The organism is Ruegeria sp. AK4, assembly GCF_056541025.1.
The window spans coordinates 26,292-47,917 of the sequence record NZ_JBQFXS010000016.1 but is presented as its reverse complement, the minus strand read 5'-3'; the positions used below and the strand labels follow the sequence as shown (position 1 = coordinate 47,917).

17 protein-coding genes are annotated in these 21,626 nt (G+C 59.2%); 4 read left to right on the top strand and 13 right to left on the bottom strand.

Annotated elements, in window-relative coordinates; all coding sequences use genetic code 11:
- The 4 genes from ACR0EZ_RS20305 to ACR0EZ_RS20290 all read left to right on the top strand — a co-directional run bounded on the left by ACR0EZ_RS20305 (position 1) and on the right by ACR0EZ_RS20290 (position 3,853).
- On the top strand, positions 1 to 864 hold the full coding sequence (locus ACR0EZ_RS20305) for a branched-chain amino acid ABC transporter permease (protein WP_480616505.1): 864 nt from the start codon (positions 1 to 3) through the stop codon (positions 862 to 864).
- Positions 861 to 1,889 (top strand): branched-chain amino acid ABC transporter permease, encoded by a 1,029-nt coding sequence (locus ACR0EZ_RS20300; protein WP_480616504.1) that lies wholly within the window; start codon positions 861 to 863, stop codon positions 1,887 to 1,889. Before ACR0EZ_RS20305 ends, ACR0EZ_RS20300 begins: the two co-directional genes overlap by 4 nt.
- A 4-nt stretch (positions 1,890 to 1,893) precedes the next feature.
- On the top strand, positions 1,894 to 2,832 hold the full coding sequence (gene kce / locus ACR0EZ_RS20295; protein ID WP_480616503.1) for a 3,5-dioxohexanoate:acetyl-CoA acetone transferase: 939 nt from the start codon (positions 1,894 to 1,896) through the stop codon (positions 2,830 to 2,832).
- A 76-nt stretch (positions 2,833 to 2,908) separates the two neighbouring features.
- A complete protein-coding gene (locus ACR0EZ_RS20290) occupies positions 2,909 to 3,853 on the top strand; it encodes a YHYH protein (protein WP_480616502.1) in 945 nt (314 codons plus the stop codon).
- A 148-nt stretch (positions 3,854 to 4,001) separates the two neighbouring features.
- Here ACR0EZ_RS20290 and ACR0EZ_RS20285 read toward each other — a convergent pair whose 3' ends face one another.
- The 13 genes from ACR0EZ_RS20285 to ACR0EZ_RS20225 form a co-directional block, all read right to left on the bottom strand.
- Positions 4,002 to 5,558, bottom strand: coding sequence for an ATP-binding protein (locus ACR0EZ_RS20285; RefSeq protein WP_480616501.1), 1,557 nt, complete (start codon positions 5,556 to 5,558; stop codon positions 4,002 to 4,004).
- Positions 5,552 to 6,262: a response regulator transcription factor gene (locus tag ACR0EZ_RS20280; protein ID WP_480616500.1), complete on the bottom strand. Its 711-nt coding sequence runs from the start codon at positions 6,260 to 6,262 to the stop codon at positions 5,552 to 5,554. Before ACR0EZ_RS20280 ends, ACR0EZ_RS20285 begins: the two co-directional genes overlap by 7 nt.
- 126 nt (positions 6,263 to 6,388) lie before the next feature.
- Positions 6,389 to 8,473, bottom strand: coding sequence for a VIT and vWA domain-containing protein (locus ACR0EZ_RS20275; protein WP_480616499.1), 2,085 nt, complete (start codon positions 8,471 to 8,473; stop codon positions 6,389 to 6,391).
- Positions 8,470 to 9,924 carry an exosortase T gene (gene xrtT, locus ACR0EZ_RS20270; protein ID WP_480616498.1) on the bottom strand — a complete coding sequence of 485 codons (1,455 nt, stop codon included), beginning with the start codon at positions 9,922 to 9,924 and terminating at the stop codon, positions 8,470 to 8,472. Before xrtT ends, ACR0EZ_RS20275 begins: the two co-directional genes overlap by 4 nt.
- A 169-nt stretch (positions 9,925 to 10,093) precedes the next feature.
- Positions 10,094 to 11,515, bottom strand: a complete 1,422-nt coding sequence (locus ACR0EZ_RS20265) for an AMP-binding protein (RefSeq protein WP_480616497.1) — start codon at positions 11,513 to 11,515, stop codon at positions 10,094 to 10,096.
- Entirely contained in the window at positions 11,508 to 12,353 is an 846-nt protein-coding gene (locus ACR0EZ_RS20260) for a hypothetical protein (RefSeq protein ID WP_480616496.1), read from the bottom strand. Before ACR0EZ_RS20260 ends, ACR0EZ_RS20265 begins: the two co-directional genes overlap by 8 nt.
- Positions 12,350 to 13,681, bottom strand: a complete 1,332-nt coding sequence (locus ACR0EZ_RS20255; protein WP_480616495.1) for a hypothetical protein — start codon at positions 13,679 to 13,681, stop codon at positions 12,350 to 12,352. Before ACR0EZ_RS20255 ends, ACR0EZ_RS20260 begins: the two co-directional genes overlap by 4 nt.
- Entirely contained in the window at positions 13,678 to 14,778 is a 1,101-nt protein-coding gene (locus tag ACR0EZ_RS20250; protein WP_480616494.1) for a BtaA family protein, read from the bottom strand. The genes ACR0EZ_RS20255 and ACR0EZ_RS20250 overlap by 4 nt, the downstream gene beginning before the upstream one ends.
- Entirely contained in the window at positions 14,771 to 17,227 is a 2,457-nt protein-coding gene (locus tag ACR0EZ_RS20245; RefSeq protein ID WP_480616493.1) for a PEP/pyruvate-binding domain-containing protein, read from the bottom strand. Before ACR0EZ_RS20245 ends, ACR0EZ_RS20250 begins: the two co-directional genes overlap by 8 nt.
- Positions 17,224 to 18,135, bottom strand: a complete 912-nt coding sequence (locus ACR0EZ_RS20240) for a UbiA family prenyltransferase (protein WP_480616492.1) — start codon at positions 18,133 to 18,135, stop codon at positions 17,224 to 17,226. The genes ACR0EZ_RS20245 and ACR0EZ_RS20240 overlap by 4 nt, the downstream gene beginning before the upstream one ends.
- A complete protein-coding gene (locus ACR0EZ_RS20235) occupies positions 18,132 to 19,319 on the bottom strand; it encodes a hydroxymethylglutaryl-CoA reductase (RefSeq protein ID WP_480616491.1) in 1,188 nt (395 codons plus the stop codon). Before ACR0EZ_RS20235 ends, ACR0EZ_RS20240 begins: the two co-directional genes overlap by 4 nt.
- 545 nt (positions 19,320 to 19,864) lie before the next feature.
- The gene (locus ACR0EZ_RS20230; protein ID WP_480616490.1) at positions 19,865 to 20,701 is read right to left on the bottom strand and encodes a 3-oxoadipate:acetyl-CoA acetyltransferase; all 837 of its coding nucleotides are present in this window, start codon (positions 20,699 to 20,701) and stop codon (positions 19,865 to 19,867) included.
- A gap of 1 nt (position 20,702) precedes the next feature.
- Complete coding sequence (locus ACR0EZ_RS20225) at positions 20,703 to 21,587, bottom strand: intradiol ring-cleavage dioxygenase (RefSeq protein WP_480616489.1); 885 nt, start codon at positions 21,585 to 21,587, stop codon at positions 20,703 to 20,705.
- Positions 21,588 to 21,626 lie beyond the last annotated feature (39 nt).

Sequence of the window (21,626 nt, the reverse complement as noted above, 5' to 3'; positions counted from 1 at the left end):
ATGGAATGGCTGAACGCTATCGTGCAGGGAACGTTGCTGGGCGGGCTGTACGCCCTGTTCGCCGCAGGTTTGTCTTTGATCTTTGGCGTCATGCGGCTGGTCAATATTGCCCATGGCGATCTGATCGTGCTGGCCGCCTATCTCGGGCTGACCGTGACGACCGCGACGGGGATGCATCCGATGGCCGCGCTGGTGATCGTTGTTCCCGCCATGGTGTTGATCGGGTACGCCCTGCAACGCGGCCTGCTGAACCAGACACTGGGCGACGACATTCTTCCGCCGCTGCTTGTCACTTTTGGGCTGAGCGTGATCATCCAGAACGGGTTGCTGGAGGTCTACACCGCCGACCCGCAAGACCTTGACGCCGGTGCGCTCGAAACAGCAAGCGTCGCAGTCGGAGGGCTGACGCTCGGACTCCTGCCGCTGCTGACGTTTGGCATCGCTGTCGCGGTGATCTGGGGGCTGCAATGGACCTTTTACCACACCGCACTTGGGCGCGCCTTTCGGGCTGTGTCCGACAATCAGGACATCGCGCAGCTTATGGGCCTCAATCGTCGGCACATCTTCGGGCTGGCCATGGCGCTGGCGCTGGGCGTGACGGCAATCGCCGGTATTCTGCTTGGCATTCGGACAAGCTTTGATCCCTCCATCGGCGGCGGCCGCCTGATCTTTGGCTTTGAGGCCGTCATCATCGGTGGGCTTGGCAACCTCTGGGGCACGCTGATTGGCGGCGTCATCCTTGGCGTCGCGCAAACCGTCGGAGCCAAGATTGATCCGGGCTGGCAGCTGCTGGCCGGCCATATTGCCTTTCTTGTCATTCTTGCCGTTCGTCCCAACGGCCTTTTCCCGAGGGTGTCCGGATGAACCTGCAGGACTATTCCGTTTCCCGCTCTTCGAAAGCCGCCCGAGTTGCGGCGATCATTGCCGCGCTTGCAGTTCTTGTTCTGATTGCCGCCCCGTGGTGGGCGGGTCGCGCCGACATGCGCCTGATGGGCGAGCTGTTTCTCTACCTGTCCCTCGCCACGCTCTGGAATCTGATGGCGGGCTATGCCGGTCTCGTCTCGGTCGGTCAGCAAGCCTATGTGGGCTTCGGCGGCTACATGCTTTTTGCGCTTACGATGTTCGGTGGGCTGCCTCCGGTGGCTGCCATTGCCGTTGCCGGGGTGCTGGGGGCTTTGATCTCTATCCCCGTCGCCGTTCTGATCTTCAGGCTCCGAGGCGCGTATTTTGCGATTGGCACCTGGGTCATCGCCGAGGTCTTTCGACTGGGCTTCGCGCAAATCTCTGCACTGGGCGGGGGATCAGGATCGTCTTTACCCGTCGCCATCGTGAAATCGCTGGCCTCTGGCCGCGCAATGCGTGAGGCGCTGAGCTATTGGCTGGCGCTCGGGGCAGCTGTGCTGGTGGTGACGGCGGTGTATCTGTTCCTGCGGTCGCGGCAAGGATTGGCGCTGACGGCCATTCGCGACAACGAACTGGCCGCCGGAAGCCTGGGCATCGATATCTGGCGCACGAAGTTCATCGTGTATGTTGTCACCTCGGCATTCACCGCAATGATCGGTGCGCTCATCTTCCTGCAAAAGCTGCGCATTTCGCCGGATGCGGCGTTCAGCGTCAATGACTGGACCGCTTTTGTCATCTTCATCGTGGTGATCGGCGGCATCGGCACCATCGAAGGCCCGATCATCGGCACGCTGGTCTTCTTTGCCTTGCGCGAAACACTGGCCGATCTCGGGACAACATACCTGATCGTTCTTGGCGTGGTCGCAATCGTTGTCATGCTCAGGGCCCCAAAAGGCATCTGGGGCGTGATCCGCAGCCGCTATGATCTGCAACTTTTTCCGCTGGGCTATCGCGTGAAGCACATCGGACAATCCAAGGAACACTGAACCCATGGCCCGTCAGAAAAAGACCATCATCACATGCGCCGTAACCGGGGCGATCCACACGCCCACCATGTCGGATGCGCTGCCCTACAGTTATGACGACATCGCGCGGCAGGCGATCGACGCCGCCGAGGCTGGTGCGTCGATCCTGCATCTTCATGCGCGCAACCCCGAGAACGGATCGCCATCGGTCGACCCCAAGGATTTCGCGCCTTTCCTGCCGCGCATCAAACAGGCGACAGACGCGGTTGTGAACCTGTCGACCGGCGGATCGCTGACATTGTCCATTCAGGACCGGATCAACCCGGCCAAGACCTTCAGCCCGGAAATGTGCTCGATGAATATGGGGTCGATGAACTTCTCGTTTCATCCGTTGGCGAACCGGTATGGCGATGACGATTGGAAGTTCGATTGGGAAAAGGACTATGTCGCGAATTCCGATCAGAACATCTTTCGCAATACGTTCCGCGACATTCGCGAGGCGGCGGAAACACTCGCGCCGCACGACATCAAATTCGAACATGAATGCTACGATGTCGGCCACTTGTATAACCTGAAATTCTGCATGGATGTCGGGCTGTTCAAAGCGCCGATCTTCATTCAGTTCATCTTTGGCATCCTTGGCGGCATCGGACCCGAGGTCGACAATCTGATTTTCATGAAACGCACCGCCGACAGGCTGTTCGGTGACAACTATCGCTGGTCCGTATTGGGGGCAGGGGGCGCACAGATGTCGCTTGCTGCAACCGCAAGCCAGATGGGCGGTAACCTGCGCGTCGGCCTGGAAGACAGCCTGTTCATCTCGCGCGGGAAACTGGCCGAGAGCAACGCTCAGCAAGTCGCAAAAATCCGGCGTATTGTCGAGGATCTGGGCAGTCAGGTCGCGACCCCTGATGAAGCGCGGGAAATCCTGGACCTGAAAGGAGGAGACCGCGTTGCCTTCTGAAGATAGACTGACGGGCATCACCCCTCATCGACCGACTTATTTTTGGAAATTTCGAAAACCCCAAGGAGATTGAGCCATGCGATTGGACGTTCTGACATTCAGCGCGCTTTTGACAGGATTTGGGACCGCTCAGGCCATGGCGCAAACCGCTGCGCAGGACATCACCAATCTTTTGCTCAGCAACCGGTCTGCCGACTGCGCAGACTATGCGGGCGTGTATTCTGCTTCGGTGGAGGACGTCACGCGCCAGCAGCGTTTCGAATCCGAAATCGAAATCTCGGCGGATGGTCAGCACTGCACCCTCAAGACCAACGGCATTCCCAATCATGACTTCAACGGCCCGACAGCGAACTTTGCCAATGACGTGCGGGAATTGCCGGGCACGTTTCGGATTCCCAGAAATCTAGAGAAAACCGGAAGCCAAACTGCACTGTCTCAGCGTAGCTATGACGCAATTCTACTGAATGGCGTGCCGGTCGATTTGCTTTCCGCCGGGTGTTATCGCCCGAACGGCCCGCGGGCGGACAAGAACGGCAACGTCCTGGCGGGGTGCCGGGATACAGATCCGTGGCTGCTCGATCCGCCGTCCTACGATCAATACTTCGGCGTGGACCTGCACAACGCGCATGCCCAGCCAGACGGCAGGTATCACTACCATTCCAATCCAAATGCACTGTTTCTGGATCATGACCTCGATAAACCCTCACCGGTCATAGGTTTCGCGGCTGACGGCTATCCCATCTACGGAACGATTTTCAAGGACAGCGACGGTAAAATCAGACCTGCGGTTTCCGGCTATCAACTCAAAACCACAGCTCGCCCCGCGCCGCCTGCCGGGCCGGGCGGCACACCGGACGGGACATATATTGACGACTACGAGTTCACCGGGACGGGCGATCTGGATGAATGCAACGGTATGACTGTGGATGGTGAGTACGGATATTACGTCACCACAAGCTACCCGTGGGTGCTGAATTGTCTGGTCGGACAACCCGATCCATCGTTTGACAAACGGCGGTAAATTACCTCGGCCCTCGCAATTGCCGCAAGCCTGTCGGGGTTATGAGATGACGAATGCTACGAGAGAGATCGCCGACCGCAAGACATTCGTGCGTCGCTCCTTGGCTATCGCAGATGGCGTGCAGATTGGTACTAGTATCCCCTTTTGTTCAAAACCTGATCCGAAAACTGGCGCCGTGCTGGGGTGACATGACCTCGATCGTTGCACCGGCTTGTTTCAATACAGCCGCAACAATGGACAAACCCAGCCCGGTGCCGCCTTGATCCCGTCTTGTCGTGAAGAAAGGGTCAATGATACGAGCCGCGTTCCGTTCGGAAATGCCTGTACCGTTATCGGCGACAATGAGGCTTTGCGAAACCGCTTCGTAGGTGATGTCGACACGTGTTGCCCCGTGCTGGATTGCGTTCTGCAAGAGATGATGCAGAACAATCTGCCCCTGATCTTTGGACAGGGGCAGATGCGTGTCGGACGGCGCGTGACACTCGATGATATGGTCCGAGAACTCGGCGGAAGCCGCCTGGACAATATCTGCCAATGACGTTGGGGTCGGGTCGGTTTGAACGCTGGCCCGGGCCAGTTCGCGAAGCCGAACCAGCAGGGCGTTCATGCGCAGACCTTCTTCCTGAATGTTGTGAACCAGTTTCTGGTTGCGATCACCGGACACGGCAGATGGCCCCTCAGACAGCAGCTCGGCCGCCCCGAGAATTGCGGTGACCGGCGACTTCAACTCATGCGTGACGTGGCTTGTATAGGTCTCGATCGCCGTCGAGCGTTCCGACAGGGTTGCGGCCATCGAAACGACGTTATTGCCCAAATCCGCCAATTCCCGCACGCCGTAGTGCGGCACGGGATCAGGCGTCGGTTTCGATCCGCTTGCGACATCCCGGCTCTGACTGCTGAGATCGCGAATTGGTTTCGAGATCAACCGCCACATCATCCACCCGACACCAGCTGCGGACAGCAGCATGAACACGGCGACAGAACCCAGCGTGAATCGTTCCTGAAACAAGAACTTCCTCAGGTCCATGGGCGTGCGAGACAGGTAAACGGCGCCGATGACCCGACTGTCCAAAACCACCGGATGGGCAACGAACACGCGGTATGATGTGTCCCGACTGATCGAGTTCAGAAGATGCCGTTCCGACGGATCATCCCGATGCCGCAGCACGGAAACGGTTTCCCCCTTCAGGGCCCGAGACACTTCCGGGACATGCAGAAACGATCCCTTGGCTGATCCGCTGCTGGCAATGACCTGACCCGTGTGATCCGTCAAAACATATCCCGACAGGGTGGTCTTCTTCGCTGACCTTGCCAGCGCTGACAGCGTTTCCGAGATCGCCTTGTAGGGCGCGGCCAGAGGTTCTTCGCTGGATACCGGATCGGGTCTGGGTGGCGAGACCTCGCCGCGCAGCAAATCCAGACTGGGTGCGATGGGGTGAAAGTCCTGTTCAAGACGCTCGATCTGCTTGGTCGACAAGCGGTGGCCGACGGTCGGCACGGGCTGGAATTCGGCGAAGGCTGCGGCATACACCTCGGCAAATATCACCGCCTGAGACAGCAGGCTGCGCTCAGTCTCGCGCGCGAACTGGTTGCTGGACAGGCGGGCACCCAAAACGCCGATGACCGGAAGTGCCACCAGGGCGATGCAGACCAGCGCAATCACCAGCGCAAGCGATGGCCGCCATTTTTGCCTGATGGTCAGCACTGACAAACGCCCAGTTTCACCCCAACCCCGTGCACGGTTTGAATCAGATCGGGATACCCCAATGCGCGCGCCTTTTGACGGATATTGCGAATATGGCTGTCGACCGTGCGACCGGACAGATAGGTGTTGTGACCATAGACCAACTCGATCAGCTGCGCCCGCGCATAGACACGGCTTGGCGTTTTGGCGAGGATCGAAAGCACCGAGAATTCGATCCCGGTCAACTGAATCTCGGCATCCGCAAGGGTGCAGCGATGCGCGTTGTGATCCAATTGCAGATCCTGATAGACCGTCACCTCGCCCCGCGGATTTGTGTCAGCCGAGCGGGCAAGGATGGCCTTGATCCTCAACACCAGTTCGCGCGGGCTGAAAGGCTTGGTGACATAGTCATCGCCACCAAGCTGAAACCCCAGAATGCGGTCGATCTCATCATCGCGTGCCGTCAGAAACAAGATTGGCACGGTTGAGGTTTTTCGCAATTCCTTGCAGGCCTCCAACCCGTCCATTTCGGGCATTCCGATATCCAGTACAACCAGATCGGCGGGCGATTGGGAAAACAGGTCCAATGCATCCTGACCGGTGCCGGCCTCGGTTGTTCGAAAGCCGGAATCTTGCAGAGCAAAGCGTACGACATCGCGGATACGGGCATCGTCATCTACGATCAGGATGTTGTTCACGATATGCGTCCGCCATCGAAGTTTCACCGAAGTCACGATCACAGATCACACTGCCATTGGCCGGGTCAAGTGGGGCTTGCATCTGCGGTCTGCGCCACCTGAAATCAGCGCCGAGCCACCAGGCATCTGTGCGCAGTTTGTAGGGTACATTCCTCATGCCGAAACTCTCCGGCCCCGTGTCAGGCGCAGCGCGCCCAACGCCGCCAGGACGATCAGTCCGAAAATCGTTTGCGGCTCGGGCGTGGATGATCCGCTGAACGCGGTTTTGGGATAGGCCCCGGCGCCCACGCCCGCCACCTGAGGCAAGGCCACCGGAGTCGGGTTTGTTGGCACCTCGCCTTCATTCACAACCTGTTTGGACACCGCAACAAATGAGGTGAACTGGGTCTGAAGATTGAATTTCAACCCAAGATCGGTGATCTGTGCCTCAAGCTTCCCGGGGTCACCAGACTGCACCGCCATGGCGCGGTCCAGATCCGCGATTTTGGTACGTGCCCAGGTCAGCGGGATCGCGGCCCCCTGATGCGTGTCGTCTTGCGGGTCGGACTCTGTGGGCAGGGTTGGCGATAGTGGCATCTGCGCATCTCTGCCCTGAACCAGACCATTGATCTTGATGTCGGCAGGCCCGCCGCCGTTGTACCGGGCCAGAACCCGGATCGTACCGCCGTCGAACAGGTCGGGGATGTGTTGGGGAACAACTTCGGTGACGTCCAATCCGCCCCAATCAATGGATATATCCGTCAGCACCGGCGATTTCAGGTCCCGGGCCAGTGTGTCAGCGACGTCCGAGGCGTTTTGAGTTGGATCAACATAGCGGGCATAACCGCGGCCTACTTCGGCCATCCCATCCAGAAGATACCGGTTTACCGCAGTGCCCACACCAAATGCATAGATACGCGCGTCGCCGATTTGCCGCCGGATCGTGCGCAACACATCCGCTTCGCGTCCGATATATCCATCGCTGAGAAAGACGACGATGCGCAATGTATTCTCGGGTTGCCGTGTCGCAAAGGCGTGACGGATCGCGCTGTCGATTTCCGTACCGCCTCCGGCGCGCAGACCGCGTACATAGCGCAGACCGGACCGGATGTTGCCACGGGTGGCGGGAACGGCCTGGGATGCGAACTCGGACGCACCCGAAGAAAACCGGATCACGCGAAAATAATCCACGGGGCGCAGGCCCTGCAACGCGGCCTCCATGAATCGCTTGCTGGCGTCCAGAGGCGCGCCGCCCATTGATCCCGAGGTGTCCAGTACAAACACCAGCTCTCGGGCGGTGATTTGATCCGATTGTGGGATCTTCGGCGGTTCGATCAGCAGCGACACAAAGCCTCCGCGTTCATCGTGATGAGCCAGCACTCCGGCCGTCGTCTGATCGCCGCCAAGCTCGTAGCGCAGAACAAGGTCGCGGTTGTCGATTACCCGCCCGTCCCTGAAGGTGGCGCTGAGCACGCCGTCTGACTGCCGGATTTGCAGATCATGTGTTGCGCTTGTCAGATTGGAGACCGGAACAGCACCGCGCAGGTTCAGGTTCAGCGAGACCCGCGCGGGTTCAATGATATCGGGGTTTGTCAGGCGCGGTACCGGTGGATACTTGGGCAGCTCGGCAACTGCCCAGCCATCGATCCGGGTCACGGCAGAGGTGACCGGTTCTTCTTCGTTGAACTCCGCCAACACTAGATCGCCAGAGGCCGGGTCAAAATTCACCGCACCCTGATAACGTGGCCCGACGACCAGCGGCAGCACCAGTTCATACCCGCCGTCGATCTTGGGAACGGGCTGCACATAGCTCAGCGTCACCGTAATCGGCTGCCCCGGCATCAGGTTGGCGACGTTCTGCGTGAACATGTTGGGACGATGCTGGGTCAAAAGGGCTGCGGCCTTGCCCGCGTGCTTTGCGGTCTCAAAGGTTTGTTCGGCCTCGTCCTTTTGCTGAACCTGCGCCTCGATCACCTCATCGCCGACTTTCATCTGCATCGCGTAGACGGCGGCCTTTTGGTTGAGTGGAAAAAGATATTCCGCAGACATCGGATCATCCGACGGATTCACGAACACCTGCCGCACCTGAACGGTTGCCATATCGCCTTGAATATCAATGGAAAGGTCCGACTTCAGCAATGGCAGGTCCAATTGTCCGGTTGCCCCGCCGCCGATCAATCGACCTGCGATCTCGTCATCGGGTTGAGCGTAGGCTGCCCCGGGCAGCAGCAGAAAAACAAAAGCAAAATGGCGTATCATATGTCCGTTCCTTTGATGGTTTGAATGTCCAGAGCTGCAATCGTTGCAGCGTCCAATTGTGCGCGTAGCTTGGTGTCCAGGGCCCAAGGGGTGATCCTTTGCACGCTGCTCCAGGTGCCGCCGGACCCGTTCAGCCAGCGCCAGATCGCTTCGCCCACGCTGGGTGTGACCTGCCCGTTCTGCGAGACGTAGCTGACCGCAACCAGCCATTCGTCCCCGTCTGGGCCGGTCGCCCGGTAATAGGCGCTGGGAACGCCGTCATAGCCAGTGCCCAGAAACCGCACCTTGTAGCCGAGACCCCGCAGGCAAATCTCAGGGGCATGCAGATGCCGCAGCGGCGCACGCGTGCTGACAACGTTCAAGCCCAACGGGCCGAACTGAGCTTTCTGCGCCTGCCCGCCATAAGCTTCGAAATAATGCGCCTCCATCGCTGTCAGAGGCACGTTCTGCGCCAGATGTCCGTGGATCTGCGCGGGCAGGGTCGGCGTCGCGACACGGCCCGAAACATCCACCGGTTTTGCCTTGAACGAAACGATGGCAATGCTGCCGATCAGGCACGCAATGCCCGCCAGCGCCTTGATGGGTTTCGGCAGGATGATCCGGTCGGCCTGCGGGCGGTCTTTGCGCGGGCTTGCGGTGCGGGGCCGATAGAACAGTGCAAAGGGCGCAACCGTCAGGATCAGGGTCCCCAACCCGATCAGGCTGTGCCAGGGCTCGGCCATCACATCCAGATCATGTGCCAGCCCGACTGCCAGAAGCGAAATGCGCAGGCTATTGCCCAAGGCCGCGCATCCGGTCACGGCCAACAGGCTGAGGGCGCCGATGTACCATCGTGGCCGCATAACCGCGTTTTGGATGATCACAAAAGCCAGCGACAGCAACAGCCCCGAGGCCCCGGAACAGGGCAAGTCCACCAGAATATCCCTCTGTTCCAGGGTGATGCGCACCCCGTCGCAGGCAACGTTCGAGAACACGGCGCTGAGCATGTGGCAGGACAATTCTGCCGAAACCATCTGCAACGGAAATCCAAGCGTACGTTGCAAGACCATCTCGGTTGGCAAGGAAAACAGGAACAGGGCCGCCATCCAGAACGGCGACAGCGCGAAGGGGCGTCGGTGCAACTGCAACAGCCCAACCAGCGCGAAGACATCCAATGCGAGGGCCAGAGCGCTCAGAATATTGATCGCCAGAACCTGCCCTAAGAAACGGACCAAAGCCGCCAATAGTAGCAGGGCAATCGTGGGTGTCCGAGCGCGCGCGTCTGTCGGACGGCCGCTCAACAAACTCATCCCGGCGAGGCCAACGATCAGCAGAACATAGATGTAACCATACGACCCGTAAGCCGGGCTAAGCCAGCTTCGAACAAGCCATTGCAAGGGCTGCGCGGCCAGAATTGCAGAAGCAATCGCAAAGGCACACCATGCCAGGGTATCTGCGGTCAAATGTTTCATACCGCCAGATGTGACTGACGAATGCGCATTTCCCCTGCCCAAGATGTGCAGATTTTGATGAGATACTTCTAGCTGAGGACTTCGTTGCTATCCTCAGTCCTCTGACAACTGCGCATAGCAACGGAGTCCTACAGACGGGAAGGCTCAGAAACCTTTGAGCCGGACTGCGTTAAGTCTTTATGATACATTCAAGTTTCGCCCGATCGACTTTAGAGGCATGGCGCTTGTCCATAGGAATCCTATCTATCGAAATCACATTAGAAACGCCAAATCCAAGCGCAGATTTACTCCAATCCCCGAAGTGATCCGGGTGGCCCTGAACGCAAAGCGCCGGGCCAGCCTTGGTTTTGACAAGCGCGCACCGATCCACGCCCGGCCAATACTGCGCAGCGACTTCGATCGCAAAGGGGAACAGCGTACCTGAAACAACTTCAATTTCAGACCCGACCCGCCCCCACAACCACAATCGTCCGTCATCATCCAGCGTACCGGCGTCACCGGTCCGGTGCCAAATGACACCCCCCTCCTTGATTTTGTTTTTCTCTGAGTGGGCCGGGTCCAAATACCGGTCATTCACATGCGCACCGGCGACCTGAACCTCATTGTCGCAAATGCGGAGCGTGACCTCGGGCACCGGGTACCCCACCAGAAGGCCTTTGCCACCAGCCATTTGGTGGCGATCCTCTTCTGAAATGTCCCTGGCATCGAGATGGGCAATCGGTTCTGCTTCGGTCGATCCATAGACGCACACGACGGAAAGTCTGTGCCGGGTTTTCAATGCCTCCACCAAGTCCGGAAACACCGGGCCGCCGCCGGTGAACACCGTGTGCAACGACCCGGTGTCGTGGGACTGTACCAGCTTGTCACATAGCGATGGCGGGATCAGGGCCCGGCTGATCTGTTGCGTCCGAAGCCAGCGTTCCAACTGCGCGGGCGACAGGCGGTCCAGCTTGCTGAGCCTCCAGTTGGGTAAAACGCTTGTGCGCCCGGCTGCCAGATTGATCAGCGTGAACACCGGAAAGGCAACCAGATCGCGCTCGGCCCTGTCACTGTCCAAGAGGGGCGCGATGGCGTCGTGCTGAGCCGTCAGGAACGCGTGGGAGCGTGGGATGGCCTTGGGCTGGCCCGTCGTCCCGGACGTGAAGGAAATGAGCGCGATGTCATCCGGCCGAACGCTGGGTGATGGCGGGTTGCTGCGGCTTTGTCCGGGCGTCAGCAGGGTTAGGGGCCAAAGGTCCGGAACCAGAACCTTCAGCAAGGAATACGCGCCTGCCGCACAGAATGCCTTTGGCTTGGTGGTGCGGGCGGCATGGCGCAGACCGTCCAGCCCCATGGCCGGTTCGGGCAGAACGACCGTAGCGCCAAGGGACCACAGGGCCGCCAGACTGGCATACAGGTCTGCGTTGACGGGCATGGCCAACAGCACGCGATCACCTGACCGGATGCCCTTGTCCTGCCACCGGCCTGCCAGATGCTGAACGCGCGTGTGCAGGGTTTGAAATCTGATCTGGCGGCCCTTGCCATCCACAATGGCGATCCGGTCCGGAACCCGCTCAACCGTGGCAGCGAAATGGGACAGCAGGTCAGCCATCCAGCTTCCGCCCAAGCAGGGTGTAGCGCCGGAATATCGTCGCGCCTTCCGCCGCACTGCGCTGGGCCGAGGTGTTGTCATCATGGATCAGCGCATGAATGGCGGTATCGTATCCCAAACCGAACGCAGCCTTGTGAAACCTGTGAGCCAGATGCCGCCCGGCACCTGGTTCCAGACTTGCATAGGTCTTGAGGATTGCGGATGTCGGGTTGGGGCCTTCGGCATAGTTGGGAATGCCAAACAGAAACCCGGCCAAAGTCCCGCCACGGCGGCGCGCAAACAGGATCAGATCGCGCTTCATCATCGGCACAACCGGCATGTACATGGCCAGAAAATCCGCCTCGGAAATCGGCTTGTAGAACGCGTTGTTTGAGAATGCTTGGGTTGAAAGCGCGAATACCTGACGGAACAGGGCCTCGGGGTCTGTTCCATCCCATTCTTCCACCACAAAGCCATCGGTTTCCGGGGGTGGTGATCCGGCGGCGGCCTGCAGCGGCACCCGGGCCGAGAAATACCGGCTGATCTCGGCAAAGCCTGCCGACCGGAACACCTTAAGCTCATGAGGTTTGTTGGTGGGCTCCATCAGGAACGGCGCGGACCCGTCGCTGTTCGAGACAAATCGATAGCTGTGCCAGGTATCGCCCGACATCGGTCCAATAATGCGGTCGAGGCCCGCGTTCCTGACCCTCTCAATCCCTTGAAGCAGGATTTCGGCACCGGCTTCGGGCGTTTTGCAGGAAAAATCACCGAAAGTTGCGGCGGGAACACCATCCCAGTTTGGGCCATTCAGATATACGGTCAGCTTTGCATCCGCTGTTTTGATGGTCTCTCTGGTCATGAAACGACTCCGGCAAAGAACCCCGCACCAAGCGATCCGGCAACCATCCAAACATAGTAAAGCAAGGGCAGGGCGAGGGCCAACAGAGTCAGCCTGAGAACCCGGTCTTTTCCGAACCAGCGTGGCCGGGCCAGCGGCACCGCGGCTGTGCACAGCAGTGAAAGCAGGGCCAGAACCGTCAGCGGCTCGGCCCAGTTCGATGGGGCAGGGTTGAGGGCAACGACAAAGTGCCTGATCACGAAAAGTGCTGCCGCCACCGCCAGGATTGCAGGCAGTTTTCCCCGCAATGCAAGAACACTGAACCCCATCGCAAGCCCCATTGCAGACAGGCCATAAAAGGACACGGCGTTCGATCCGGTGGCATTACCAATCGCCAGCCAGCCAAAGCTGAACAGTCCCAGAGAGGCAACGATATCCAGATCGGGATACTTGGCGTCACAAGGGTTCTCGACGCGTGCCCAAAGATGTGTCGCCAGCACCAGAATGGGCAGGACGGCATTCTGAAGCGCGGTGACCGACAACAGCAGAAACGCGGTGATGACATAGACGCGGGTGGCATGTTTGGTCAGACCCAGCTTTGCACCGAGGGTGCTGAAACTGGCAATCGCGGTCAAAAAGACAACCGCGATAATCGCCAGTTCAATCAGCGTGCTGTCGGAATGTACGCTCAAAAAAATAAGCAGGCCTAGGGGCAGGAACAGGTTGTCAAAGCCGCGCCAGCTTTGCGCCTCGACCAGGGTTCCGAAGGCCGCGACCATGACGCAAAGCACAAGGGTGTTTGCGGGCGGCAGGTCTGACATGAACAGAAAACAGATGATCGCGATCAACAGGGTCATCACGAAGAAAACAACCGAGCCTTCAACGCTCTTTTCACCGTCTTCGACCGTGAAACGCCGTGTGCCATAGGCGGTTCCGGCCAGCGCTGCCGCCGCATCCGCCAGTGTCAGAACGGCGATTGGCAGGATGTAGAAAAGCGTATTGTCCCCGGCCAGCAGGAAACAAAGCCCGACCGACAGGGCAAGCAGAAAATCACCGTAGGACGTACGGTCCACGCCGTGCAAAGTCGCGCCCAGACCGGATGAAAAACGCGGCAGGCGCAGCACAAGCATCACCAGCATTGTGGCGGTGATCAGCATGTAAACCGGCCAGCGGTCGGGAAAAAGCCAGGGCAGCAGCAGTGCAAAGAGGCCCGTGCTGACATGCATCAGCTTGCGCTGCACCTCGGCACTCAGACCCGCCGTTTTGGCCAGATTGCGGATGACCATCATGACGCCGATCAAAGCCAAAACCGACCCCGCCGCCAGCAAGATTTGTCCAAGAACGGTCATGGCTGAACCTCTTCGACAACGAAATCCGAGTAGAAAAACGCCTTGTCGCGGGTTTTCAGCTGTGTTTCGATGCCGGTCAGGGTTTCTACCTTGTCCTTGTATTCCGGCGGGACCCGCCGGGGCGCCATCATGTTCCAATAGACCAGCCGGGCGCAGGGTTCTGCGGCGGTCAGGATCGAGCCGTAGACCTGCGGGAAGGTTTCGGGGGACATGTACTCGAAGATGTCGGACAGGTTGAATCCACTGGCTTTCTCACCGGTCGACACAAAAGCCTCGAGCGACCCAGGGCGGATATCCAGACGATCCAGCCGGGATCGGATCGTGTCGTAATGCTCGGGACGCCACGCCATCGGCAGCGCATCGCCGTGGTCGCCCTTGAGAATCCAGTGCAGATAGGGGTTTTGCGATGGATCGGTCGAAACCCCCGCGTGATGAATGCGGCGGGCGACATGCTGGGCCGGGCTGCCCTCGACATGGTCGAAGAACGCACTGTCCCGCCCCATGCGCCCCATGACGAAGCGAGAGAAGAAGATGTTCAGCAAAAGCCGCCAACGGGTTGTGTTGAACCGCGTGTCGAAAAAGGTCTGGCGTGCTTGGGGGTTGCGCGGGGTGAACACCGCGTCAATGGTTCTGCGCGAATGCACCAGCGGCAACAGCCATGTTCGAAAGATGCGAAAATAGCGCTCGAACTTGCCGACGCCGCCGATGCCGTATCTTTCGACTTCCGGGGTCAGTGTTTGCCAGAAGACGCGCGTTTCGGCATCTGTCGCATCCATCACCCGGATCAGCAATGCACCCCGTCGGGTACTAGGGCGCGAGCCGGTGAGTTCGATGAACTCGGGCTGCGACAGCACTTTGTAGGCCGCGATCCTGAGTTTGAGGCAGGCGATCTGGGCGGGCGACAAGTCCAGCACCACGATGCGCGCGGGATCGAGTGTCAGCATGGCCAGCGCGTTATCCCCCGCCGAGCAGATGGACACCAATGTCTTTCCCGCACAATCGCCCATGGCCGAGGTGAGGACATCCGCGTCCTCCCACAACTGCGCGTATCGGATATGGTCGAAATCCGCTTTAGTCTCAATCTCGCTGCTACGCATCGCACCGTTCTACCGTGCCGCCAGCGCCATCGACAAACAGCATTTCGCCATCTTCGATCCAGTTTGTGGCCCCCTTCAGGCCGACGACGCAGGGAATACCCAGTTCCCGCGCGACAATGGCCGAGTGGGACAACAGCGATCCCCGCTCGACAACGATGGCGGATGCGTTTGAGAATACGGCGATCCAGCCCGGGTCGGTGTGGCGCGCGACCAGGATGTTTCCGGGGTTCAGGGCTTCGCTGCGCGGGTCTCGGATCACACGTGCCCGTGCAGTGACCTGTCCTGCAGAACAGCCCGTGCCGTGCTTCACCCGGGTTGTATCCGCCGCAAGCTCAGCGGCCTCGGACCAGATCGGCGCGATGGCGGGGCCCCGGATTTCAATCCGCTCCGGCGGGTCGGGGCGTCGGGACGAGGCTTCATCTTCTTGTTTCCGCTGCGCAACGATGCTTTTCAGATCAGGCGACAGGCTAAAGCCCTCGACGGCTCCGAGAATTTCGTGCGTGGTCAGGAAAAACACATCCCTTTGGGCTTCGATCAAACCGAGTGCGGTAAATTCCCGACCGATGCCCAAAAACACACGCCGCGCATAACCGAAGATACGCGTGCGTTCAAAACGCAGGTTTTCGCGGTCGCGTACACGCGCTTTGGTCCAGCCCAAAATCCACTTAGCCACAAGCCGTTTCAAAGGGTTTGCCGGAAACAGCGCCTTCCAGTCCGGTTCGGCGCTTTCCTGACGCCCGGACGGGGGACGTTCGGCGCTGGCGGCAACGGCCAGCAACAGGCTGGTCGGATCGTCGCGCAACGGGATGCTTTCCAGTTTAAGCTCTTCGGTGCAGCGATCGCCGAATTTCTCAAGATATGCGCCTATCTCGGCTTCGATCTGCGGATGGTCAGACAGAACCGACACATGCGGCTTGGCCTTCAACGCCTCGGCAAGACCCGCCTGTCGGACCAATTCACCCATCCGGGCAATGCGTCGGGCAGGTTCGGCCGAAACGATGTCGCCCTGACCGATCATGAGGTCATTGTGCAAGATCAGGCCGTCCTCACCCAGCCACTTTTGCAGCAGGTTGCGCGAACCGCCAAACGCGATCATGCACAGGAAATCGTTGATCAACGGGGCGTCCCATTGATCCAGCAGAGTGCTTTCGATGCGGCGATATTCGGCGGCCAGTTCGGTCGCGTTGGAAGCGTCGACATCCAGCCCCGCCCGCAGGACGCCGTTCAGCCGGTGGTAAAAGGCGCGCCGGGTCCGCGGCAGACGGATGGCCTGCCAGATCAGGCCACCCGCAACCTTGACCAGTTTCGCGTATTCCACGGCCCTGCGCCAGCCGACCGAAGGGGGCGGCGCAAGGGCGTCCGTGACGTCACGTGGCATCGGTTCGGAAACGCCCATCATCGTTTCCATGTAATCACGGTTCAACGAGAAGCCCGGCAACATGGCCAAAGCGCGGTACCAATTGATCAGATTGTAATACACACGACCATCCACCCGCCCGAGCAAATTGTCGAATACGGTCGGGTTCTGGACGACGGTACGTTCAGACACACCCAACAGCCTGACGAACGCACGGTAAACCTGAGAATACACATGCAGAGCAAAGGAATAGGTCAGGGGGCTGACGACACCCGGATAGCTTTCGACGATGTTGGAGTTGTCGAAAATGGTGAGCGTCTTGTCGTCCAAGGCAACCGGGCGCAGGGCCGTTGTGATTGGTCGGGCTTGCAGAATATGAAGCCCCTGCGCATCAATGGCCCATTCGATGTCCTGAGGGGTCCCGAACAGCGCTTCGGCCTTGTGTGCCAAGGCCGCGATGGATTGGGCTTCGCTCAAATCCAAATGCGCTGGTATATCCGGAGCGCTTTCCGGTGTGCCATCCGAGCCGATGACCCAATCCTCTCCATCAACCTCGCCTGAAACAAGTTGGTCTGCCAGCCCGTTGATGGCCGAGATCACAACCACGTTTCGCCGACCGCTGACCGGATCGGCGGAGAAAGCAACACCTGCTGATTTCGCATCGATCATGCGCTGCACGATGATCGCCGGGGCCTCGGCCCCGCCCGCGGATTTGATTGCCCGGTAGGTTTCGACTGTGTCCGAGAACCCGGATTGCCAGACCTGCTTGGCTGCCGCGATAACAGTATTGCCCGGAACGTTCAGGGCGGAATCGAACTGTCCCGCATGGCTATGGTCTACGCCATCTTCGGCCCGGCCAGAGCTGCGCACCGCATAAGGCCCGGGCCCCAGCGTTTCAAGCGCATCGGTCACAGCCGATCTCAGACCTTTTTGGGCGATGGGTCCGGATTGCCCCATGCGAAACGCGTCATTGGTGATGACAAAAAAAGCAGGTGGGGCGAACCCATGTCGGGCAAGATATGACAGGGCCGCTGCTTTGCCTCCGACAACTGAAACATCTTCGGCATCCGTTTGGGCGATGATGAAAGTCATGCAAGGGCTCCTGTCAGGAACGGCAGGAATCCAGCCGTGGCATAGCAGAAAAACACCCATAACCCGGCCACCGTGTCCATCCTGTCTTGGGCTTTTGCCGTCGGCGATTGAATATAACGATACGCGGCAAGCCCGCAGGGGCCCAAGGCCAATGCTCCGATCAGGGCGCTTTGCCAGCCAACTCCGGTGGCGCTGCCGGTGCCGACAAGCAGCGCGTAGGACAGCAGAACACCGCCGATCCAGACACGCCCTGCCTGACGCGGACCCCAGAGAGCCGAATAGGTATCGACCCCGTCGATTTCATTTTCCGGGGCCCAAAGTTTGCGCCCGATCTCAAGCACGCAGCCATTCACAAAGGACAACGCCAGGAACAGCCACAAAGAGGGCGCAGCCCCACCCGCCGGCAGCCATTCGAGACCGGTCAACAACAGATCAATCAGGGGCATGATGGCCATATGACTCAGTAAATACAGAACCGGTCGCGCCTTCAGCCAGGCCGGGACGCCGAATTCCACCGTCATCGCCGCCAGCCAGATCCAGACCACGCCCAGCAGCCACAAGACCGACGGGTGCCAGAGCCAGGCGGCAGCAATTGCCAAAGGGACGGTCAGCAGTCCCAGGCTCAGAATTTCGCCCGCTGAGACCAATCCGCGCGGGATCGGTCTTTCGGGGCGGTAACGTCTGTCATCCTCGGCATCCTTGAACTCGTCACAGACCCGCATCTGGAAGAACAGCGCCATCGCCAGCACAAACCCTGCGGCAAATGCGGGCCAATCCGGCAAGGGGCGATCCGCCAAACGCGCGGAAACGCAGATGCTGGCGGCGGAAAAGACAAGCAGCAGGGGTACGGTCTTTTTCAGCGGAAATCGCTCGGATTGGTAAATCCAGAGTCGGTTCAGAAAACTCATCTTTGGCGGGCCAGACTTTCATGGGCACGGGTGAAATGGCCCGCTGCAATTGCTGCAACGATGGAGATTTCTCCGCACAGGCATGTGGCCGTGGCAACCTCGGCCAAAGCCGTGCCACACCCGCTGCCCCTGAGGCCAAGGATGTTCAGCGCCGCAGCCTGACTTGGCAACCCCGTGCCGCCACCGACCGAGCCGACCAGGATATTCGGAAGCGTCACCGAGCAGAAAAGGTCGTCCCCCCTCGGTTCCATTCGCGTGACCCCCATCGCGCTTTCGGCAACGCAGGCCGCGTCCTGTCCCGTTGCGATGTAGAACGCCGCAAGCCCGTTGGCGTAATGCGCCTGCGCTCCGAACTGGCCGGACAGATGCGCCCCCAGATTGGCGATGCGCCCATAGTCCAGCATCGCCCCGACCGTTGTGCCCAGCGTCTTTTCGACAATCTCGGCCGGAAGCGTGACCGAGGCGCTGACCTTGCGCCCGCGCCCCGTCACCAGCCCCAGTGCCGAGGCCTTTTTGTCGCCCGAGAAATTGCCTTCGACATACCAGTTCTCGATCGTCACAGGGCAGTTATCGGCGATTGCTTGGCACAAGGCGTCGGTGGCGATTGTCACCATGTTCTGACCCGCCGCATCCCCCGTCGTATAGCGGCAAATCAGGAAAACGACGTTGGTGTCAATGAACGGCTCCAGCGACACGAGCTTGCCATGACGGGTCGTTGCTTCGGCGGCAGATTGGAGCATGTCGACATGCGTGACAACCCAGTCCACGAACTGCCCGGCCTTCAGCAGGCTTTCGAACACAAACGCCGGCGTCCGCAAAACACCTTCGTACAACACAGCTGTGCTTATTCCGCCCGACCGGGTGGCGGCGTACGCGCCCCGGGCGTAGGAGGCGACCAGTGCAGCCTCGGTCGTGGCGAGGGGAACATGAAAATCGCCGTTTGCGTTCATCCCGTTCAGGCGCAAGGGGCCTATGACCCCGACAGGCAGCTTAACGGTCCCAATGAAGTTCTCGATATTGGTGCCATAGATTTCGGCGTCTTCAATGGTTGCCAGGTCTGCGATCCGTGCTTGATCCTCGTCACTGGCTGTTGGTTTCAACTTGTCCCAGAAGCGTATGACCATCTCTTTGGTCGGCTTGCGGGACGGGCGTAGCGTTGAAAACTCTGCGTCGCTTGGCGCCATCTGCCGGGGTATCTGATCGGCGTCAAACCGTGCTTTTATGCGTTGAAGCATTTCCCGAACGTGAAACGGAATTACCAATAGCGCGCTCCAATAGATTTTGGGTGCAGAGGTGTTGCACCTAATAAACCGATGCGGGGGCAAGGTATCAGGCGTTGGACCGAAATCCAGCCAAATGTGCGTCGATCAGGTGTTTGATCCCAAAGGGTCTCGCTTTTGTCGCAGGTTGATCAAGACCCAAACATTCAGGAAAGAAGAAATCGATCTGGACGCAAACGTCAGACACGAGGACACTGAAAGTCAGTGTTGCCACGTGCAAGCTGAGAAGGTCTGACTTGCTCCTACCCCGTTGATAAAAAGGGTCAATTGCAGTCCTCTTTGGTCCACCGCTTGATAATAACCTATCCCAAAGTCTGGCAGTTACGGAGTGCTTTTGTTCAGGCATCTGCAACGTGAACAATTTCCGCTTCCCTAAGCGCGTCCTGCAGCGCAGCGCCACCCAAAGCATCTTTCGCCCGGAATCCGGTGCGTTCCGTTTCTACGGCGTTCTAGCTCTGGGCCGGGGCCAAACCGAGCATCTCTCTGGCTTGCGCGGGTGTCGCAACGGGGCGGCCATACCTTGCACAGACATCGACCGTACGCGCGACAAGAGCCGCGTTTGAGGGGGCCAAGGTGCTTTTGTCCAGGCGGACGTTATCTTCCAGACCCGTTCGGGCGTGCCCTCCGGCAGAAATGGCCCATTCGTTCAGGACGATCTGCTTCGGTCCGATCCCGGCAGCGCACCACGGCGCGCTGGGGAACAATCTGTTGACCGTCCTGACATAGAAATCGAAAACCTCGCGATCTGCCGGCATCGCGTTTTTGACACCCATTACAAGCTGCACATAGGGCGTATCTTTGATCTGCCCGCTCCTGTGCATCTCGGCCGCCTTCAGGATGTGACTCAGATCAAAGGCTTCTACCTCTGGCTTGACGCCATAGGTCACCATTTCAGCCGCCAGCCACTCGACCAGATCAGGCGGGTTTTCGTAGACGCGCGTTGGAAAGTTGTTCGACCCCACCGAGAGCGAGGCCATGTCCGGCCGCAATGGCAGCATGCCGCCGCGGGTCTTGCCCGCCCCGGAGCGACCGCCGGTCGAAAACTGGATGATCATACCGGGGCAATGTTTCTCGAGCCCCTCTTTCAACCTTGCAAACTTCTCCGGATCGCTGGATGGCGTCCCATCATCGTTGCGCACATGGGCGTGGCAGATCGCAGCGCCTGCTTCGAACGCTGCGTGCGTGCTTTCGATTTGTTCCCCGACCGTTATGGGCACCGCTGGGTTATTGGCCTTTGTGGGCAAGGACCCGGTGATCGCGACGCAAATGATGCATGGTTCCGCCATTTCAGGCCTCATTGGGTGCCAGAACGAAATCGAATTCGACATCCCAATAGGGGCCATCAAAACCGACTTCTTCGGACCGTGCAGGGTCATCGATGCGGTTGAACTCGGCGATCAGGCTTTCTTTGACACCAAACACGGAATCCGAATGAAGGTACTTGTCCTCGGGGTCGAAAATGTGGGTTGTCAGTTCGTCATACCCTTCCTTTGACACAATGTAGTGCAAATGAGCCGGACGAAACGGATGACGCCCCAATCGGTTCAGCAGATCGCCGACCGGGCCATCGGCAGGAATTGAATAATGTTTGGGCCTGACAGCCCGGAACCAGTATTTCCCATCCGGCCCGGTTCGAAAAACGCCGCGCAGGTTAAAGTCGGGTTGGATGCCCTTTTGCTGAACGTCGTAAAACCCTTCGTCGTTTGCCTGCCAGACGTCGATCTTGACGCCTTCGAGCGGATTGCCGTCAACGTCTGTTACGCGTCCACGAACAACCAGGTCTTCGCCTTTTTGATCGAGGCAAATGTTGTGGCCCATTGCGTATTCAGGCGCATCGCCGACATGGAACGGCCCCAGCACGGTGTTCTCGGAGGCTCCGGTCGGGCGGCGAGAGTTCACTGCATCCACCAACATCGACACGCCCAGAACGTCGGACAGCAGAATATATTCCTGCCGCCAGTCATCGCACATATGCCCCACCCTGGTCAGAAACATGATCGCTTCAAACCATTCCTTTTGCGTTGGCTCGATTTCTTTCACTGCTTCGTGGAGCTTGCGGGTGATGACCTCCATCACCTCTTTCAGCCGTTCGCTTTCTGCGTTCTTGTTGCGTGCCGTGACAACCTCGGCCGAGTTTTCCTCGGTGAAGTATCCCTTTTCATGCGAGTCCATTGTGACCTCCAAACCTTATTAAGCCTGATCCGTTTCCGC

What these genes read in the sequence shown, in the direction of transcription:
- ACR0EZ_RS20290 (WP_480616502.1), top strand. Translation starts at nt 2,909, where the DNA reads ATGCGATTGGACGTTCTGACATTCAGCGCGCTTTTGACAGGATTTGGG.
- ACR0EZ_RS20300 (WP_480616504.1), top strand. Translation starts at nt 861, where the DNA reads ATGAACCTGCAGGACTATTCCGTTTCCCGCTCTTCGAAAGCCGCCCGA.
- ACR0EZ_RS20225 (WP_480616489.1), bottom strand. Translation starts at nt 21,587, where the DNA reads ATGGACTCGCATGAAAAGGGATACTTCACCGAGGAAAACTCGGCCGAG.
- ACR0EZ_RS20260 (WP_480616496.1), bottom strand. Translation starts at nt 12,353, where the DNA reads ATGACCAGAGAGACCATCAAAACAGCGGATGCAAAGCTGACCGTATAT.
- xrtT (WP_480616498.1), bottom strand. Translation starts at nt 9,924, where the DNA reads ATGAAACATTTGACCGCAGATACCCTGGCATGGTGTGCCTTTGCGATT.
- ACR0EZ_RS20230 (WP_480616490.1), bottom strand. Translation starts at nt 20,701, where the DNA reads ATGGCGGAACCATGCATCATTTGCGTCGCGATCACCGGGTCCTTGCCC.
- ACR0EZ_RS20240 (WP_480616492.1), bottom strand. Translation starts at nt 18,135, where the DNA reads ATGAGTTTTCTGAACCGACTCTGGATTTACCAATCCGAGCGATTTCCG.
- ACR0EZ_RS20255 (WP_480616495.1), bottom strand. Translation starts at nt 13,681, where the DNA reads ATGACCGTTCTTGGACAAATCTTGCTGGCGGCGGGGTCGGTTTTGGCT.
- kce (WP_480616503.1), top strand. Translation starts at nt 1,894, where the DNA reads ATGGCCCGTCAGAAAAAGACCATCATCACATGCGCCGTAACCGGGGCG.
- ACR0EZ_RS20305 (WP_480616505.1), top strand. Translation starts at nt 1, where the DNA reads ATGGAATGGCTGAACGCTATCGTGCAGGGAACGTTGCTGGGCGGGCTG.
- ACR0EZ_RS20275 (WP_480616499.1), bottom strand. Translation starts at nt 8,473, where the DNA reads ATGATACGCCATTTTGCTTTTGTTTTTCTGCTGCTGCCCGGGGCAGCC.
- ACR0EZ_RS20245 (WP_480616493.1), bottom strand. Translation starts at nt 17,227, where the DNA reads ATGACTTTCATCATCGCCCAAACGGATGCCGAAGATGTTTCAGTTGTC.
- ACR0EZ_RS20250 (WP_480616494.1), bottom strand. Translation starts at nt 14,778, where the DNA reads ATGCGTAGCAGCGAGATTGAGACTAAAGCGGATTTCGACCATATCCGA.
- ACR0EZ_RS20235 (WP_480616491.1), bottom strand. Translation starts at nt 19,319, where the DNA reads ATGGCGCCAAGCGACGCAGAGTTTTCAACGCTACGCCCGTCCCGCAAG.
- ACR0EZ_RS20265 (WP_480616497.1), bottom strand. Translation starts at nt 11,515, where the DNA reads ATGGCTGACCTGCTGTCCCATTTCGCTGCCACGGTTGAGCGGGTTCCG.